Genomic DNA, 16954 nt, shown 5'->3' on the forward strand with positions numbered 1-16954 from the left:
GGCTGGCTCAAGACCGAGGCGGCCAAATCACGCAAGCAGCGGCGCAGCCTTAAACAGCTCCACGAGGATTTATTGGAATTGGGATTCGGGGGGTCTTACGATCGCGTGGCGGCGTTCGCCAGGCAATGGAGGGAGGGTCAAACGGAGTGGGTCAATTCAGCGCGCAAACGAACAGGCTTTTGATCAAGGTCATGGTCAGGTCAATTTTCATTGCTTTATCTTTCTAAGGTTAGTTACAGAGGACGGTATAGCTGGTTTCCCGTATAATCCGTGCTCCCGTTACGTATGGCTCGGGGGACTAAAATTTCCGCCTAAGTCATTGAATAGCTTACAGATTTCTAGACGTCATATTTGGCAGGGGACTGCTTTCTGAGCATTTTTCTGCGTTTTACGAGCAGTTTTTTTCAGTGCCCTTTGGGTGGAGGGAACACTGCGGCAAGTTGCGGCAAGTTGCGGCAAGTTGCGGTACTCGAAAATTGCTAAGCATTTGATATCACACACAAAAACAACAGAACCGAGCAAGACCAATGACCGCAAAACCTCCCGAAAAAGTCACGCCGATGATGGCGCAGTATCTGAAGCTGAAAGCCGAGCACCCGACGCTGCTGCTGTTCTACCGCATGGGCGATTTCTACGAGCTGTTTTACGAGGACGCGGAAAAGGCGGCGCGCCTGCTGGGCATCACGCTGACGGCGCGCGGCAGCGCGAACGGCCAGCCGATCAAGATGTGCGGCGTGCCCTTCCACTCGCTCGACGGCTACCTGGCCAAGCTGGTCAAGCTGGGCGAGTCGGTCGCCATCTGCGAGCAGATCGGCGACCCGGCCACCAGCAAGGGACCGGTCGAGCGCAAGGTGATGCGGGTCGTCACGCCCGGCACGCTGACCGACGCCGACCTGCTGCCCGAAAAAGCCGAACGCCCCCTGCTGGCGCTGTGCGCCGTCACGCAGCGCAAGGTCGTCACGGCCGGCCTGGCGTGGCTGTCGCTGGCCAGCGGCGCGCTCAAATTGATGGAGTTTTCCGGCGACGGCAAGAGCGTCGCCGCGCGCATGCAGCAGGAGCTCGAACGCATCGCGCCGGCCGAGATCCTGCGCGGCGATAACGCCGACCTGTTCGACGGCCACCCGGGCGCCAACACCTGCCGCGTGCCGGACTGGCATTTCGACGTCGCCGGCGGCCACAAGTCGCTGCTCGACCAGCTGGCCGTGGCGACGCTGAGCGGCTTCGGCGCCGACGGCCTGGGCGCGGCCTTCGGCGCGGCCGGCGCGCTGCTGCGCTACGCCCAGTCGACCCAGGGCCGCGGCCTGCAACACGTGCGCACGCTGACGACGGAGACGGAGAACGAATTCATCGGCCTCGACGCGGCCACCCGCCGCAATCTGGAGCTGACTGAAACCATCCGCGGCCAGGAAGCGCCGACGCTGTTCTCGCTGCTCGACCACTGCCGCACGGCGATGGGTTCGCGCCTGCTGCGCTACTGGTTGCACCACGCGCGGCGCGACCAGAACGTGGCGCGCGCGCGCCACCAGGCCATCGCGGCGCTGGGCCACGCCGACGCCACCGGCGCGCTGTCGGCGACGCTGTCGCAGGTGCCCGACATCGAACGCATCACCACCCGCATCGCGCTGCTGTCGGCCCGGCCGCGCGACCTGGCCAGCCTGCGCGACGGCCTGCGCCAGCTGCCCGAGCTGCGCGGCGCGATGCAGCGCAGCCTGGCCGGCGCGCAGGGCCGCGACGCCGGCCTGCTCGACGCCATCCACCACGCGCTGGCGACGCCGACGTCCTGCCTCGACCTGCTGCAACGCGCGGTGGCGCAGGAGCCGGCCGCGATGGTGCGCGACGGCGGCGTCTTCGCCGAGGGCTACGACGCCGAACTCGATGAACTGCGCTCGCTGTCGCAGAACGCCGGCCAGTTCCTGCTCGACCTGGAGACGCGCGAACGGGCCCGCACCGGCATCGCCAACCTGCGCGTCGAGTACAACCGCGTGCACGGTTTTTATATCGAAGTCACGCACGGCCAGACCACCAAGGTGCCGGACGACTACCGCCGCCGCCAGACGCTGAAGAACGCGGAGCGCTACATCACGCCGGAGCTCAAGGCCTACGAGGACAAGGCCTTGTCGGCGCAGGACAAGGCGCTGGCGCGCGAGAAGCTGCTGTACGAACAGCTGCTGTTCGAGCTGGCGCCGCACATCGGCAGCCTGCAAACCATCGCCCAGGCGCTGGCCCAGCTCGACGCGCTGACCGCGCTGACCGGCCACGCGCTGCGCCACAACTGGTGCGCGCCGCAGCTGGTGGCCGAGTCGTGCATCGACATCCGCGAAGGCCGCCATCCCGTCGTCGAGGGCCAGATCGAGCGCTTCATCGCCAACGACTGCCGCTTCGTCGACGAGCGCCGGCTGCTGCTGATCACCGGTCCGAACATGGGCGGTAAGTCGACCTTCATGCGCCAGGTCGCGCTGATTACCTTGCTGGCCTACGTCGGCAGCTATGTGCCGGCGGCCAGCGCCGTCATCGGCCCGATCGACCGCATCTTCACCCGCATCGGCGCCACCGACGACCTGGCCGGCGGGCGCTCGACCTTCATGGTGGAGATGACGGAATCGGCGGCGATCCTGAACGCGGCCACCACGCATTCGCTGGTGCTGATGGATGAAGTGGGACGCGGCACGTCGACCTTCGACGGCCTGGCGCTGGCCTGGGCCATCGCGCGCCACCTGATCGACAGCAGCCGCAGCTTCTCGCTGTTCGCCACCCACTACTTCGAGCTGACGCAACTGCCGGAGGCCCATCCGACGGCGGCCAATGTGCACCTGTCGGCGGTCGAGCACAAGGACAGCATCGTGTTCCTGCACGCGGTGCTGGACGGGCCGGCGTCGCAGAGCTACGGCTTGCAGGTGGCGCAGCTGGCCGGCGTGCCGCAAAGCGTCATCAAGGCGGCCCGCAAGCACCTGGCGCGGCTGGAGGCGCAGGCGCTCGACGCCACGCCGCAGCGCGACCTGTTCGCCATGCCGCTGGCCGACGCCGACGACGACGCGGCCGAACCGCCGGCGCCGGCCTCGCCGCATCCGGCGCTGGCCGAGCTGCTCGACGCCATCGGCGAGCTCGATCCCGACGCGCTGACGCCGCGCGAAGCGCTCGAGCAGCTGTATCAACTCAAGCGCCTGGCGCAACCGGCGCTGGCATGACACGCCGCAGCGCGCCGCCATCGCCGTTGCCGCGCCGGCTGGCGCTGGCGGCGTCGCTGGTCATATTGCTGGCGGCGCCGCTCACGGCCGGCGCGGCCAACGGCGGCGGCAACGGCGCGGCCGCTTTTGAATTCGACGTCATCGGCCACTCGTTTGGCGACGGCGCCGGCGAAGCGGTGCTCAAGCGCGCCATCGCCGACGCCAACCAGGAACGGCCGGCGTTCGTCGTCGCCACCGGCATCAAGGCCGCGCGCGAGCCGTGCAGCGACCGTTTGTACGCGCAGCGCAAGGCCGTCCTCGACGAATCGGATGCGGCGCTGATCGTCGCGCTGGCCGGCAGCGACTGGACCGAGTGCCTCAATTCGGCCGGCCGCTCGGGCGCCGTCGAACGCCTGAACCGGCTGCGCGAAGTGTTCTTCACCGACGGCCAGTCGTTGGGCGCGCGCCACGTGGCAGTGACGCGGCTGTCGGCGACGGCCAAGTTCCGCAGCTACGCCGAGTATGCGCACTGGCAGGTCGGCAACGTGCTGTTCGCCACCATCAACCTGCCGGCGGCGAACAACCACTACCGGCCGGAGGCGGGCCGCAACAGCGAATATGAAGACCGGCTGGTGGCCAACCGCGCGTGGCTGCACCGGCTGTTCACGCTGGCCGGGCAGCAGAAGCTCGACGGCGTGGTGCTGTTTTCGGACGGCGACATCGGCTTGCAGGCGGAGGAGTCATCGTTTTTGTCGGGGTTTTCAGCCCGCCAGGATGGCTTCGCCGAACCACGCCGGCAGCTCAAGGCGCTGGCGCAGAAATTCAAGGGCAAACTGTTGCTGGTCGACGCGCGCGGCACGGCCGAGGGCGCGCCGGCCATCGTCTGGCATGACAATGTGGGGCATCTGAGCCTGGCGGCGCAGTCGGCCGGGGTCAGGGTCAATCCCGGCGCCGCCGTGCTGTTCACGCTCAAGGACGCGGGCGCCGACGCGGCGCCCTGACCTGGCCAGGGGCGCGGCAAAAAAGGCGTGCGGTCACGTCACGTGAAAACGGGGTCAGACCACGTCCGTGGTCTGACCCCGTCGCCACATCCGTGGCCGCTGCCGGCGCCGTGCCTAAACCGGCCGGCGCGGACGACGCTTAATGTATCGGGTGGATGGCGACGTGGTCGCCCTCTTCGCCTTCGTCATCTTCGTCGCCGTGGTGGTGGCCATGGGCGCCGTGCACGTGTTCGTGCATGATCTCTTCATCGGTGGCGGCGCGGACGTCGGCCACGTTGAGCGAGAAGCGCAGCGCCATGCCGGCCAGCGGATGGTTGCCATCGAGGACAACCTTGTCGTCGGCGATGTCGGTGACGGTGAAGATCATCGCGTCGTCTTCGTCGTCGCTGTCGGGCATGCCTTCAAACTGCATGCCCACTTCCAGCGGTTCCGGCAGGCGGCCGCGCGGCTCGACCTTGACCAGCGCCGGGTCGTATTCGCCGAAGGCGTCGTCCGGCTCGATCTGGATGATGGACGAATAGCCGACTTCCTTGCCGTCGAGTTCTTCTTCGATTTTCGGCAGGGTGTTTTCGTAACCACCGTGCAAATAGACCATGGGTTGACGGCCGTCTTCGATCAGATTGTCCTGGGCATCGGACAGTTTGTAATTCACAGTCACGACCGTGTTCTTGGCAATCTTCATTGTATTTCCTTTCTGTATATGAGCAGGTGGATTATACCCTCGACAGCTGATGTCGATGTGCTGGCGGCGTGGTTATAATGGCGTATGAAAAAATTACCCCTGTTAGGCGATATCACGCCGGCGCAATTCCTGCGCGATTACTGGCATAAAAAACCCCTCGTCATCCGCCAGGCCATCCCCGGTTTCAAGCCGCTGCTGAGCCTGGACGCGCTGGCCGAACTGGCCACCCACGACCACGTCGAGTCGCGCCTGGTGACGGCCGGCGGCGGCCACTGGAACATGCAGACCGGCCCGCTCGAAGCGATCCCGTCGACGGCGCAAAAGGAATGGACGCTGCTGGTGCAGGGCGTCAACCTGCACGACGCCCGCGCCGACGCGCTGCTGCGCCAGTTCCGCTTCATCCCGGACGCCCGCCTCGACGACCTGATGGTCAGCTTCGCCACCGACGGCGGCGGCGTCGGTCCGCACTTCGATTCCTACGACGTGTTCCTGTTGCAGGCGGCCGGACAGCGGCGCTGGCGCATCGGCCCGCAAAAGGACTTGAGCGTGATCGAGGGCTTGCCCCTGAAAATCCTGTCCAAGTTCAAACCGAACGAGGAATTCGTGCTCGAACCGGGCGACATGCTCTACCTGCCGCCGCACTACGCGCACGACGGCGTCGCCATCGGCGACTGCCAGACCTATTCGATCGGCTTCCGTTCGCCGTCCTACCAGGAACTGGGCGAAGCCTTCCTGCAATTCATGGCCGATTCGATCGACTTGCCGGGCCGCTACGCCGATCCCGAACTGGAGGCGAGCGCCAAGCCGGCCGAGATTCCGCGCCACATGCTGGCCACGGTGGCCGAGGAAATGAACAAGGTCCGCTTCACCGAGGACGACGTGACCATCTTCCTGGGCGAGCATTTGTCCGAGCCCAAGCACAATGTGTTCTTCACGGGACCGGCCAAGCCGCTGGCGGTGGGCAAGTTCCGCGAGGCGGCCGCGAAAAAGGGCTTGTCGCTGTCGCGCAAGACGCTGATGCTGTATCGCGGCAAGAACGTCTTCATCAACGGCGAATCGTTCGCCATCGGCCGCGCCGACAAGGCCACGCTGGAGGCGCTGGCCAACGAGCGGGCGCTGCCGGGCACCGCCCTGGCGACCGCGTCGGAGGACGTGCTCGACGCGCTCTACACGTGGTACACCGACGGCTGGATCGAGCTAGGCTAACGCAACGTTCAAGGGGGGACTTCATGCAGGCAGACCAGGAAGCGAGCGCGGCGGAAGCGCAAGTCCACCCATTCACGACGCGCGCCGAGTTCAACGACTATGTGCAGCAGTGCCTGGCGCGCGCCACGCACACGCTGCAACTGTTCGATCCCGACTTCGCGCTGTGGAACCTGGGCGGCACGGCGGCGGACGCGGCGCTGCGGCGCTTCCTGGGCGGCCAGGGGCGCTTGCGGCTGGTGGCGCACAGCAACGCCGAGCTGGAGCGCCACGCGCCCCGCTTCCTGCGCCTGCTGAAGGATTTCAGCCACCTCATCGAGTGCCGCCTCACGCCCCAGGGCTTGCGACAGCTGAGCGACTCGTTTTGCGTCGCCGACGGCGTCCATATAGTCCGCCGTTATCATGCCGACCATATGCGCGGCGTGGCGGCATTCCAGACACGTTTTGATACAAAACTTAGTATCGACCGGTTTGACGCCATTTGGCTGGAATCGAATCCCGGTTTACATGCAAGTACGACTGGATTATGAGCCAGATCAAGGTAGAATGCCGGTGTTCGACACGAAAGCTGGTAAGGTGAATAAAATTCCGTATTACGCGGGATCTAAAGAAATGTTGCGATATCGCAAAATAGTTGTGCAAACGACTGGTGCGCCTATTGCGACACACCAAAAATCGCTATAATATTCGGTTAGGAAGTTTCCGTTGTCTGGCAGGCACCATTACAGGTACGAAAAGCCTTCGAAGACGCCCTAATGAGCGATAATTACCGGTAATTATTCATCGCAACATTGTTGTTTCTAATTATTTGAATTAATTAAGGAAAATCCATGAAAAAATCCCTGCTGATCATCTCCCTGCTGGCTGTTGCTCTGGCTGCTTGCTCGAAAAAAGAAGAAGCTCCTGCTGCTCCAGCTCCAGTAGTCGTAGAGCCAGCTCCAGCTGCTGCTCCAGCTCCAGCTGACGCTGCTGCTCCAGCCGCTGCCGCTGCTGCTTCGGCCGCTTCGGATGCTGCTGCTGCCGCTTCGAGCGCTGCTTCGGCTGCTTCGGCTGCTGCTGCAACGCCAGCTGCTTCGAAGTAATCAGCTTGCGAAAAAAACCGGCCTGCGGGCCGGTTTTTTTTCGTCCGCGTTTTCGTGATTTCATGGACCGGCCACGGCGCAGACGACCCGCGCGCCGGGCGGACATAAAAAAACCGGCCTGCTGGCCGGTTTTTTATTCCCCTCGCTCGCCGCCCCGTTGAGGCGGCGGCGCGGACTTATTTCAGTTGCTCGTGCAGCAGCGTCAGGATCTTGCCGGCCGTCGGCGTGGTGTCCGGCTTGCCGTCGTTGCTCTGCACCGCGACCTGGCTGGTGGTGGTGCCGGCGACGGCCTTGACCGTGATGTGGTAGCGCTGGGCTTCCTTGTCCTCTTCCGACGAGCCCCAGCTGAACAGCTTGCTGAACCAGCTCTTGCTCGGACCCTTGGCGTCGGCGTCCAGGAAGCGCACGAAATAAGTGCCCTGGTTGCGGTCGCGGTCTTCGACGGTGAAGCCGGCGCGGTCCAGCGCCAGGCCGACGCGGCGCCAGGCGCGGTCGAAGCCTTCGTCCACTTCGACCATGCGGCCGGCGCCCTCGCCCACCAGCGTCGCGTGCTGCGGCTGGACGATAGCGTTGTTGACGGCGGTCTTGGCCGACTGCGAGTCGTCGGTGTTACCCAGCTTGGTCATCAGCTGCGCCAGCATCTGCGCTTCCAGGGCCGGATCGTTGGCGCGCGGGGTCCACGCGGTCGATTCCTTCTCGGCGCCGGTCAACACTTCCTGGGCGCCGCGGTGGCTGATGTAGATTTCGCTGCCGCCGTCGGGCAGGCGCTCGATGCGGGTGCGGAACTTGTCTTGCTGGCCGCTCGAATAGAGATTGTCGAACAGCTTGCCCAGCGTGTTGCGGATGATGCCGTCGGGAATCTTCGAACGGTCTTCATGCCAATCCGTCTCCATGATGCCGGCGGTGGCGTTTTCCGTTTCCAGCGTGAAGCCGCTGTCTTCCCAGAACGATTTCAGTTGCGGCCACAGCTGCTCGGGGGTCTGCTTGACGACCAGCCAGCGCTGGTTGCCCGAGCGCTCGACCTTGATGTCGTTGAGCTTGAGCGGCACCACGGCCTCGCCGCCGTTCGCTTGCACGGCGGCCGGGCCGGCGCCCTTGTTGGCGTTGTAGCCGGAGGCGGTGGCGATGCCGTTGGCGCTGTCCGGCAGGGCGTAGCGGTTATCTTTCTGCAATTGCGTCAGGTCGGGCGGCACATCGAGCGGCGCCGCTTTCTTGGAGGCCTTGTAGTCGACCTTGTCGCTGCCGACCACGGAACTGATCATGCCGCAACCGGTCAAACTGGCCATCAGGGCGCCCAGCACCAGGGCGCGTTGCGAGGAAGTAGTAGCTGTCTTGCGTATAGTCATGTCGTTACTAAGTAATTAGCTGAAACCAGCTGAAATCAGGGATGGACCGGACGGTTCAGGTCGGGGCGTCGTTTTCGCTACTCGTTATTGCAGTACACCGGCTTCGCGCAGCGCGGCGCGCACGGCATCATGGCACTCGGCCGCCAGCGGCACCAGCGGCAAACGCAAGCCCGGCGGCATCAAGCCCATTTCGGCCATGGCCCATTTGACGGGCACCGGATTGGGCTCGATGAACAACTTCTGGTGCAGCGGGAAGACTTTGTTGTTGATCTCGATGGCGCGGGCGACGTCGCCGGCCATGGCGGCCTTGCACATGTCGTGCATGGCGCGCGGCGCCACGTTGGCCGTCACGGAGATATTGCCGTGGCCGCCGGCCAGCATCAGCGCCATGGCGCTCGGGTCGTCGCCCGAATAGACGGCGAACGATTTGGGCGCCAGGCGCAGCAGGTCGATGCCGCGGCCGATGTTGCCGGTCGCGTCCTTGACGCCGACGATGTTGGCGATGGCGGCCAGGCGCAGGATGGTGTCGTTGCTCATGTCGGCCACGGTGCGGCCCGGCACGTTGTACAGGATCACCGGCAAGTCCACCGCCTCGGCGATGGCCTTGAAGTGCTGGTACATGCCTTCTTGCGTGGGACGGTTGTAATAAGGCACGACCAGCAGGGCGGCGTCGGCGCCGGCATCCTTGGCATAGCGGGTCAGTTCGATCGCCTCGGCGGTCGAATTGCCGCCGGTGCCGGCGATGATGGGGATGCGGCCCCCGGTGTGCTCGACCGCCGCCTTGATCAGGGCGCAGTGTTCTTCGACATTGACGGTGGCCGATTCGCCGGTGGTGCCGACGATCACGATGCCGTCGGTGCCTTCGGCGATATGCCAGTCGATCAGCTGGTTCAAACCCGGATAATCCAGACTACCGTCCGCGTGCATCGGGGTGACGATTGCAACTATGCTGCCCTTAATCATAGGAAACCAGAACAAAAAGTATTAAAACGTCGATTGTAGACGATAGGCCGCGCCAGCGGTGCATCTCGTTGACCATCGCTCTTTAAAATGGCGGCAACCGCGCCGCCTCGCGCGCAAATGCCGGCTTGACCGCGCAGATTCGTTGCACCATGGCAGTTTTCGGCACCGTGACGACGCCCTCTTCATAGGCGATGACCCGCAAGCCATGCTGGCGCGCCCAGTCCAGCAACTCGCCCGCCTGCAATAAAAAGGCCGGATTCGACGGTTTGCCGAAGGCGGCGTTGCCGGCGGCGAAGGTTTCGTAGATCAACATGCCGTTCGGCGCCAGACTGGCCAACATCGCCGCGATTAAAGGACGATGCAGGTAGTTGGTGACGACGATGCCGGCGAAGCGTTCACCACCGAAGGGCCAGGCGACGCCGTCCGCTTCCAGGTCGATTTGCGACGTCGTGATGGCCGGACCACAGGTGGCGGCCAGCGCGGCCGGGTCGCGGTCGACGGCCAGCACGGCGTGGCCGAGCGCGGCCAGATGGCGCGAGTGGCGCCCCAGGCCGCAAGCGAGGTCCAGCACTTCGCCGCCGGGTATCAGCGGCGCGCAGCGCAGCACCCACGGCGACACGGTGGCGTTGACGTGGGCGCGCACGGCATCGAGCGCCGACGGCTCCGGGGTCGGCCCCTGCCCCGCCGGCGCCGGCAAATTCGGGGGCGGCCCCCGGTCCGCGCCGCCGGATGGATCGTTTTCGTTCATATCGTCGCTCAAGAGTAGGCCAAACCCATCGCTTCGCGCACGTCGCGCATGGTTTCCAGCGCCAGCTTGCGGGCCACGTCGTTGCCGTCGGCGACGATGGCGCGCACCAGCGACGGATCGTCGAGATATTGCTGGGCCCGTTCGTGCATGGGTTCCTGCTCCTTGATGATGGCGTCGATTACCGGCTGTTTGCACTCGATGCAGCCTATGCCCGCCGATTTGCAGCCTTGCACCACCCACTCCCGCGTCGCCGCATCGGAATAGACTTCATGGAGTTGCCAGACCGGGCAACGGGCCGGATCGCCGGGGTCGGTGCGGCGCACGCGGGCCGGATCGGTCGGCATGGTGCGCACTTTTTTGGTGACCGATTCCTTGTCCTCGCGCAGCGCGATGGCATTGCCGTAACTCTTGGACATCTTGCGGCCGTCCAGGCCGGGCAACCGCGACGCCACCGTCAGCCGCGCCTGCGGCTCGACCAGGATCAGCTTGCGGCTGCCTTCCAGATAACCGAACAGACGCTCGCGGTCTATCATCGACAGGCTTTGGGCGTCGTCGAGCATGGCCTTGGCCTGTTCCAGCGCGTCGTCCTTGCCGTGCTGCTGGTAGTCGGTGCGCAGTTCGTTGTAGAGCTTGGCGCGCTTGCTGCCCAGCTTTTTCACGGCGTCCTGCGCCTTTTCCTCGAAGCCTTTTTCCTTGCCGTACAAATGATTAAAACGGCGCGCAATTTCGCGCATCATCTCAATATGCGGCACCTGGTCGTCGCCGACCGGCACCTGGCTGGCGCGGTAGATCAGCACGTCGGCCGCCTGCAGCAGCGGATAGCCGAGGAAGCCGTAGGTGGCCAGATCCTTGTTGGCCAGGTTTTCGATCTGGTCCTTATACGTCGGCACCCGCTCCAGCCAGCCCAGCGGCGTCGCCATCGACAGCAGCAAATGCAGCTCGGCGTGTTCGGGCACGCGCGACTGGATGAACAGCGTCGACTGCGACGGATCGAGGCCGGCGGCCAGCCAGTCGACCAGCATTTCCCAGGTGCTGCGCTCGATGATGGTGGGGTCGTCGTAATGCGTGGTCAGCGCGTGCCAGTCGGCCACGAAGAACAGGCACGGCAGCTCGGTTTGCATCTTGATCCAGTTTTTCAATGCGCCGTGATAGTGGCCAAGGTGCATGGAGCCGGTGGGACGCATGCCGGAAACAACGCGATCGGGATACATAGTAGTCAGTTTAAAAGGAGGGAAAGGGGATGGACCAGCAGCGCGAAAACGACGATCAGGCCGTGGATCGCGGCGGCCAGCACACCGTTCAGCAGACCCGTGTACATCAGCAGGATCAGGCCGGCGAACACATAGATGCCGTAGCGCTCGATGCGGGCGAATTTATAGGCCAGCCGGTCCGGCAGCAGGCCGGTGACGATGCGGCCGCCGTCGAGCGGCGGGATCGGGATCAGGTTGAACGCGCACATGGCGGCGTTGACGCTGATGCCGGCCTTGGCCACGGCGGCGAAATACGGTTCCCCGGCCAGTTCGCCGCCGATCAGCACGTACAAGATCATCCAGCCCAGGCCCATGGCGAAATTGGCCGCCGGTCCGGCCGCCGCCACCCAGGCCATCTGCTTTTTAGGATTGCGCAGGCGGTCGAAGTCGACTGGCACCGGCTTGGCGTAGCCGAGGATGGGCAGGTGGGCGAAGAACAGCATCAGCGGCAGCAGGACGGTGCCGAAAAGGTCGATGTGCCGGGCCGGGTTCAGGCTCAGCCGGCCCTGATCGGAGGCGGTCGGGTCGCCGAAGTATTTGGCGACGTAACCATGGGCGGCTTCGTGCAGGGAAATTGCAAAAAGTACGGGGATCAAATAGACCGTGATGGTACGGATCAGTGCAGCGGGATCGAAATCATTCATGGTTGCGATTCTACCAGAGCCGCGCGAACGGCCATGCGGCCACCGTCAAGCCGCTGCGCATGGGGCATGCCAGCGCCGGTCACAGCCCGAACAGGGCGGCGTTGCCGCGGCCTTGACGGATCAGCTCGGCGTCCGGCCCGGTCAGGTCGATCACCGTGGTCGGCTCCAGGCTGCAGGCGCCGCCGTCGATGATGAGCTCGATCTGCTTTTCCAGGCGCTGGCGTATGCTGTCGGCGTCGGTCAGGGTGTCGGCGTCGCCGGGCAGGATCAGGGTGGTGCCCAGCAGCGGCTGCTGCAACTCCTCGAGCAAGGCGCTGACGATGGCGTTTTCCGGCACCCGCAGGCCGATGGTCTTGCGCGACGGGTGGCTCAGGCGGCGCGGCACGCACTTGGTCGCTTCCAGGATGAAGGTGAACGGCCCCGGCGTGGCCGCCTTGAGCAGGCGGAACTGCCGGTTGTCGACGCGGGCGTAGACGCCGATCTCGCTGAGGTCGCGGCACAGCAGCGTCAAATGGTGTTTTTCGTCGATGCCGCGGATGCGGCGCAGGCGCTCGACGGCCGACTTGTCGTCCAGGTGGCAGACCAGGGCGTAGCAGGAATCGGTGGGCATGGCGACGATGCCGCCGGCGTGGATGATCTGGGCCGCCTGTTTAATCAGGCGCGGCTGCGGATTGTCCGGGTGGATCTGGAAGAATTGACTCATGGATCGGCGACCGGAACGGGAAATGTTCCAAAGATAAAATTATCATAATTGTACGCGAACCACGGCCCAGGCCGCGTACCGGACAACGGCGGGCGGCCGGCCGGCTTAAAACCAGTCGTGCCAGACCGGGGTGACGCCGGCCGGCAGCGGCGGCAGCGCCGCGAAGTCGACCCGCGATTCGCCGGGCGCGTGAAAGTCGCTGCCGCGCGAGGCCAGGAAGCCGTAGCGCTGGGCCAGCTGCGCGTATTCGCCGTACTGGTTCGGCGAGTGGCTGCCGGTGACGACTTCGATCGCGGCGCCGCCCAGCTGCTTGAATTCATTGAACAATTCGCCCTCGGCCAGGTCGCTGAAGCGGTAGCGGCCCGGGTGGGCGATGACGGCGATGCCGCCGGCGCCCCGGATCCAGCCGACCGCGTCCGTCAGGCTGGCCCAGCAGTGCGGCACATAGCCAGGCTTGCCTTCGGACAGGTATTTCTTGAACACGTCGGGGATGTTCGCGCAGGCGCCGATCTCGACCAGGAAGCGGGCGAAGTGGGTGCGCGACATCAGGTCCGGGTTGCCGACGTACTTGAGCGCGCCCTCGTAGGCGCCGGGGATGCCGGCCGCCGCCAGCTGGGCGGCGATTTCACGGCCCCGGTTGTCGCGGCCGGCCCGCGTGCAAGCGAGGCCGGCCAGCAAGTCGGCGTGGTGTTCGTCGATGCGCAGGCCGACGATGTGCACGGTTTCCTTGGCCCAGGTGATGGAAATCTCGACGCCGCTGATGAATTGCATGCCGACGTCGGCAGCGGCGGCGCGGGCGGCGGCGATGCCGCCGACCTCGTCATGGTCGGTCAGTGCCCACACATCGACGCCGGCCCGGTGCGCCGTCTGCGCCACCGCCGCCGGCGTCAGCACGCCGTCGGACACGTTCGAGTGGCAATGGAGATCAACTTTTAACATACGCAACAACCCTGGCATCAACGCGACCATACAATACGGACAATACGAAGCGTCCATTGTACGCTGCCCGCCTTTTTCCTGCGCCCGACTTGTTTTTTGCTTAAGCGGAAAGCCCGCTTCAGGCCAGGAAATCCTCGATCAGCGCGGCCAGCGCGGCCGGCTGGTCGTGGTGCAACATGTGGCCGGCGTCGGCCATCATTGCGCGCCGCAGGTCGGCCAGCTGGCCGAGGCGGCGGTCGATTTCGATGCGCGCCGCCGGCTTCGGCCCCATCCACTGCCACATGGCGGTGTCGTCGGCCTCGACCCACAGCACCGGCGCCGTGATGCGGCGCCAGCAGGCCAGCACCTCCTCGATGCGGTACAGCAGCGGACTGGCGCGCTTGTGCACCGGGTCGCCCAGGATGTCCCACTGGCCGGCGTCGTTCCGCGCCGACCAGTGCGGCGCCAGGAAGGCGGCCCGCTCGTCGCTCAGGCGCGGGTTGGTCTTTTGCAGCCGCGCCGCCACGGCCGCCAGCGTCGGATAGGCGCGCATTTCCGGCGGCGCCAGCAACTCGTCCAGCCACTGGGCGTAGCGCGCCGGCGCCTGCTCGGGCGTGGTGTCGCGCAGGCCGAAGCCTTCCAGGTTGATGAGCTTGCGGATCCGTTCGGGCCGCGCGCCCGCGTACAGGCCGGCGACGTTGCCGCCCATGCTGTGGCCCAGCAGGTTGACGGCCTGCTCCGGCGCGTAGTGGCGCAGGATGGCGTCGAGGTCGGCCAGATAGTCGGGGAACCAGTAGGTGTCGCCGCCGCCGCGCTGGCTCAGGCCGAAGCCGCGCCAGTCCGGCGCGATCACGTGCCAGTCGCCGCGCAGCTGGTCGACGACGAACTGGAACGAGGCCGACACGTCCATCCAGCCGTGCAGCATGAACAGCTTGGGCGCGCCGTCGCGGCCCCAGTGGCGGACGTGGCAGCGCAGGCCGCGCACGGTGAGAAATTCGGATCGGGATGCTTGCATGGGATTTACCTAAAAGATCAGCGCTTGAAAACCGCGCATCGGACGCCATATCGTTTGCTTGCCGGCCGGCCCTGACTGCCCGCGCCAACAAAAGCACGACCGTTCGATAATTATACCGCAGCGGCGGCCGGCCCCGCTTTTCTCCGGGATGGCGCAGCGCAGCGTAAAATAGCGCCATCCCACCGCACACCGACAGGCACCCCATGAGCATCTACCAATTGGGCGCAGACGCGCCCGACATCGATGGTTCCGCATTCGTCGCCGCCGACGCCAACGTGATCGGCAAGGTCACGCTGGGCGCCCACGCTTCCGTGTGGTTCGGCGCCACGCTGCGCGGCGACAACGAGCGCATCACGATCGGCGACCGCAGCAATGTGCAGGAGTCGGCCGTCATGCACACCGACGTCGGCTATCCGCTCACCGTCGGCGCCGACGTCACCATCGGCCACCAGGCCATGTTGCACGGTTGCAGCGTCGGCGACGGCGCGCTGATCGGCATCCAGGCCGTGATACTCAACGGCGCCAGGATCGGCAAGGGCTGCCTGGTCGGCGCCGGCGCGCTGGTGACGGAACACAAGGAATTCGCCGACCACATGCTCATCATCGGCACGCCGGCCAAGGCCGTGCGCGCGCTGACGCCGGAAGAAATCACGGCCCTGCAAGGCAGTTCGCGCAACTATGTGGACAAGGCCCAGCTGTTCAAGACACAACTCAACCAGATCGGATAACGACATGAGCATCACCCTAGGCGCCACCGCCAACCCGGACACCCTGAAAAAATTCATCTTTGAAAACGCCGCCGTGCGCGGCGAGCTGGTCGACATTTCCGCCACCTGGCGCGACGTGCTGTCGCGCCACGCCTACCCGCCCGCCGTCAAGAAAGTGCTGGGTGAAATGGTGGCGGCGGCGGCGCTGCTGTCGGCCAATTTGAAATTCAACGGTTCCATCATCATGCAGATCCACGGCGACGGTCCGGTACGCCTGCTGGTGGTCGAGTGCGACGCCGAGCTGCGCCTGCGCGCGACGGCCAAGCTAGACCCGGCGGCGGTCATCAGCGACGACGAGATTTTGCCGGGCCTGCTCAACCGCAGCGGCAAGGGCCGCTTCGTCATCACGCTCGATCCTAGCGACAAGATGCCGGGCCAGCAACCCTACCAGGGCATCGTGCCGCTCGACGGCGACGACGTCGCCACCGTCATCGAAAACTATATGTTGCGCTCGGAGCAGCTCGACACCAAGTTGTGGCTGGCGGCCGACGACAACGTCGCGCGCGGCCTGCTGCTGCAAAAGCTGCCCCACCACGGCGGCAAGGCCGAGGCCGCGCCGCTGTCGGAGGAAGATGCGCTGGAAACGTGGAACCGCGCCGTCATCCTGGGCTCGACCTTGAAGCAGCAGGAGCTGCTCGAGACCGGCATCGACGTGCTGATGCAGCGTTTGTTCTGGGAAGAGACGATACGCGTGTTCGATCCCGTGCATCCATCGTTCCACTGCACGTGCACGCGCGAAAAGGTCGGCAATATGCTGAAGATGCTGGGTCGTCCCGAAGTCGACAGTGTGCTCGACGAGTTGGGTTCCGTCGGCGTCAACTGCGACTTCTGCGGCCAGCACTACGAGTACGACAAGGTCGATTGCGCGCAGTTGTTTGCGACCGACGCGCCGGTCGAGGTACTGATTCCGGTGGGCGACGTCAAGCACTAAGCTGGGCGCAGACGCCGTCAAGACCGCGGCATCGTTCCAACAAAAAAGAGCCGGAGGCCTTCATCGCTTCCGGCTCTTTTGTTTTGTGCGCTTTACATCGTCACAAAATTTTTCCCGCACGCGACCGGCGCTACTTCGACCGCCGTCACCATCTTGCCGCCCCCCGTTTTCAAATCGACGCGCTCGACGCACACGGCGCGCAGCAGCGTGCGCTGGTCGCGCGTGCACAGCATGGCCGAGCTGGCCCCATCCTTCTGGCAGTTGAAGCCTTCGACCGCCATCCGCACCAGCGCCTGGTCGAGCGGCATGCCGGCCGTCACCGTCTGGTTGGCGAACGAATTCAGGCGCGGCTGATCGACCGTGTAGCAGCCGGCCAGCGCCAGCGTCGCCAGCCCTGCCAGCGCCGTCAGCGCGCGGCGCGGCCGCGGCAGCGAAAACGACAGTGAAAACAAATCGGTATTGAACATGAGCGGCGGGCGTGTGGGGATGGCCTAGCTTACGCAAGAACGCGCCGCTTGTCCAATCGGCACGGCCGCG

General features: G+C 65.1%; 17 protein-coding genes and 1 pseudogene. 7 read left to right on the forward strand and 11 right to left on the reverse strand.

The window, feature by feature from the left end:
• The 3 genes and pseudogenes from Q0S71_RS23025 to Q0S71_RS23035 form a co-directional block, all read left to right on the forward strand.
• A pseudogene (locus tag Q0S71_RS23025) lies at positions 1-183 on the forward strand (IS21 family transposase); the annotation flags it as partial.
• Positions 184-527: 344 nt separating this feature from the next.
• The gene (gene mutS, locus Q0S71_RS23030) at positions 528-3185 is read left to right on the forward strand and encodes a DNA mismatch repair protein MutS (protein WP_296000986.1); all 2658 of its coding nucleotides are present in this window, start codon (positions 528-530) and stop codon (positions 3183-3185) included.
• On the forward strand, positions 3182-4165 hold the full coding sequence (locus Q0S71_RS23035; RefSeq protein WP_296000988.1) for a hypothetical protein: 984 nt from the start codon (positions 3182-3184) through the stop codon (positions 4163-4165). The genes mutS and Q0S71_RS23035 overlap by 4 nt, the downstream gene beginning before the upstream one ends.
• A 139-nt stretch (positions 4166-4304) precedes the next feature.
• On the opposite strand, the gene Q0S71_RS23040 is transcribed toward Q0S71_RS23035, so the two are convergent.
• Positions 4305-4847 (reverse strand): peptidylprolyl isomerase, encoded by a 543-nt coding sequence (locus Q0S71_RS23040; RefSeq protein ID WP_296000991.1) that lies wholly within the window; start codon positions 4845-4847, stop codon positions 4305-4307.
• A gap of 84 nt (positions 4848-4931) precedes the next feature.
• Between Q0S71_RS23040 and Q0S71_RS23045 the strand changes: the two genes are divergently transcribed.
• Both Q0S71_RS23045 and Q0S71_RS23050 read left to right on the forward strand, forming a co-directional pair.
• A complete protein-coding gene (locus tag Q0S71_RS23045) occupies positions 4932-6053 on the forward strand; it encodes a cupin domain-containing protein (protein ID WP_296000993.1) in 1122 nt (373 codons plus the stop codon).
• Between the two features lie 23 nt (positions 6054-6076).
• The gene (locus Q0S71_RS23050; RefSeq protein ID WP_296000995.1) at positions 6077-6580 is read left to right on the forward strand and encodes a hypothetical protein; all 504 of its coding nucleotides are present in this window, start codon (positions 6077-6079) and stop codon (positions 6578-6580) included.
• 319 nt (positions 6581-6899) lie between these two features.
• On the opposite strand, the gene Q0S71_RS23055 is transcribed toward Q0S71_RS23050, so the two are convergent.
• The 9 genes from Q0S71_RS23055 to Q0S71_RS23095 form a co-directional block, all read right to left on the reverse strand.
• Positions 6900-7196, reverse strand: a complete 297-nt coding sequence (locus Q0S71_RS23055; protein ID WP_296000996.1) for a hypothetical protein — start codon at positions 7194-7196, stop codon at positions 6900-6902.
• A gap of 112 nt (positions 7197-7308) precedes the next feature.
• On the reverse strand, positions 7309-8478 hold the full coding sequence (bamC, locus tag Q0S71_RS23060; protein WP_296000999.1) for an outer membrane protein assembly factor BamC: 1170 nt from the start codon (positions 8476-8478) through the stop codon (positions 7309-7311).
• An 84-nt stretch (positions 8479-8562) separates the two neighbouring features.
• Complete coding sequence (gene dapA / locus Q0S71_RS23065) at positions 8563-9441, reverse strand: 4-hydroxy-tetrahydrodipicolinate synthase (protein WP_296001001.1); 879 nt, start codon at positions 9439-9441, stop codon at positions 8563-8565.
• Positions 9442-9523: 82 nt separating this feature from the next.
• Positions 9524-10189, reverse strand: a complete 666-nt coding sequence (locus Q0S71_RS23070) for a methyltransferase domain-containing protein (protein ID WP_296001003.1) — start codon at positions 10187-10189, stop codon at positions 9524-9526.
• 8 nt (positions 10190-10197) lie between these two features.
• A complete protein-coding gene (locus Q0S71_RS23075) occupies positions 10198-11400 on the reverse strand; it encodes a tryptophan--tRNA ligase (protein ID WP_296001004.1) in 1203 nt (400 codons plus the stop codon).
• 5 nt (positions 11401-11405) lie between these two features.
• A complete protein-coding gene (locus Q0S71_RS23080) occupies positions 11406-12083 on the reverse strand; it encodes a site-2 protease family protein (RefSeq protein WP_296001006.1) in 678 nt (225 codons plus the stop codon).
• A gap of 79 nt (positions 12084-12162) precedes the next feature.
• A complete protein-coding gene (locus Q0S71_RS23085; RefSeq protein ID WP_296001008.1) occupies positions 12163-12786 on the reverse strand; it encodes an L-threonylcarbamoyladenylate synthase in 624 nt (207 codons plus the stop codon).
• Between the two features lie 105 nt (positions 12787-12891).
• A complete protein-coding gene (locus Q0S71_RS23090) occupies positions 12892-13725 on the reverse strand; it encodes a 3',5'-nucleoside bisphosphate phosphatase (protein ID WP_296001010.1) in 834 nt (277 codons plus the stop codon).
• A 118-nt stretch (positions 13726-13843) separates the two neighbouring features.
• Entirely contained in the window at positions 13844-14719 is an 876-nt protein-coding gene (locus tag Q0S71_RS23095; RefSeq protein ID WP_296001012.1) for an alpha/beta hydrolase, read from the reverse strand.
• Between the two features lie 203 nt (positions 14720-14922).
• Between Q0S71_RS23095 and Q0S71_RS23100 the strand changes: the two genes are divergently transcribed.
• Both Q0S71_RS23100 and hslO read left to right on the forward strand, forming a co-directional pair.
• The gene (locus tag Q0S71_RS23100) at positions 14923-15447 is read left to right on the forward strand and encodes a gamma carbonic anhydrase family protein (protein ID WP_296001014.1); all 525 of its coding nucleotides are present in this window, start codon (positions 14923-14925) and stop codon (positions 15445-15447) included.
• 4 nt (positions 15448-15451) lie between these two features.
• A complete protein-coding gene (gene hslO, locus Q0S71_RS23105) occupies positions 15452-16417 on the forward strand; it encodes an Hsp33 family molecular chaperone HslO (RefSeq protein WP_296001016.1) in 966 nt (321 codons plus the stop codon).
• Between the two features lie 92 nt (positions 16418-16509).
• Here the strand turns inward: hslO and Q0S71_RS23110 are convergent, their stop codons facing one another.
• Positions 16510-16884, reverse strand: coding sequence for a hypothetical protein (locus tag Q0S71_RS23110; protein ID WP_296001018.1), 375 nt, complete (start codon positions 16882-16884; stop codon positions 16510-16512).
• Positions 16885-16954 lie beyond the last annotated feature (70 nt).

Origin of the sequence: Rugamonas sp. (assembly GCF_025354735.1) — a bacterium.
Taxonomy (GTDB): Bacteria; Pseudomonadota; Gammaproteobacteria; order Burkholderiales; family Burkholderiaceae_D; genus Rugamonas.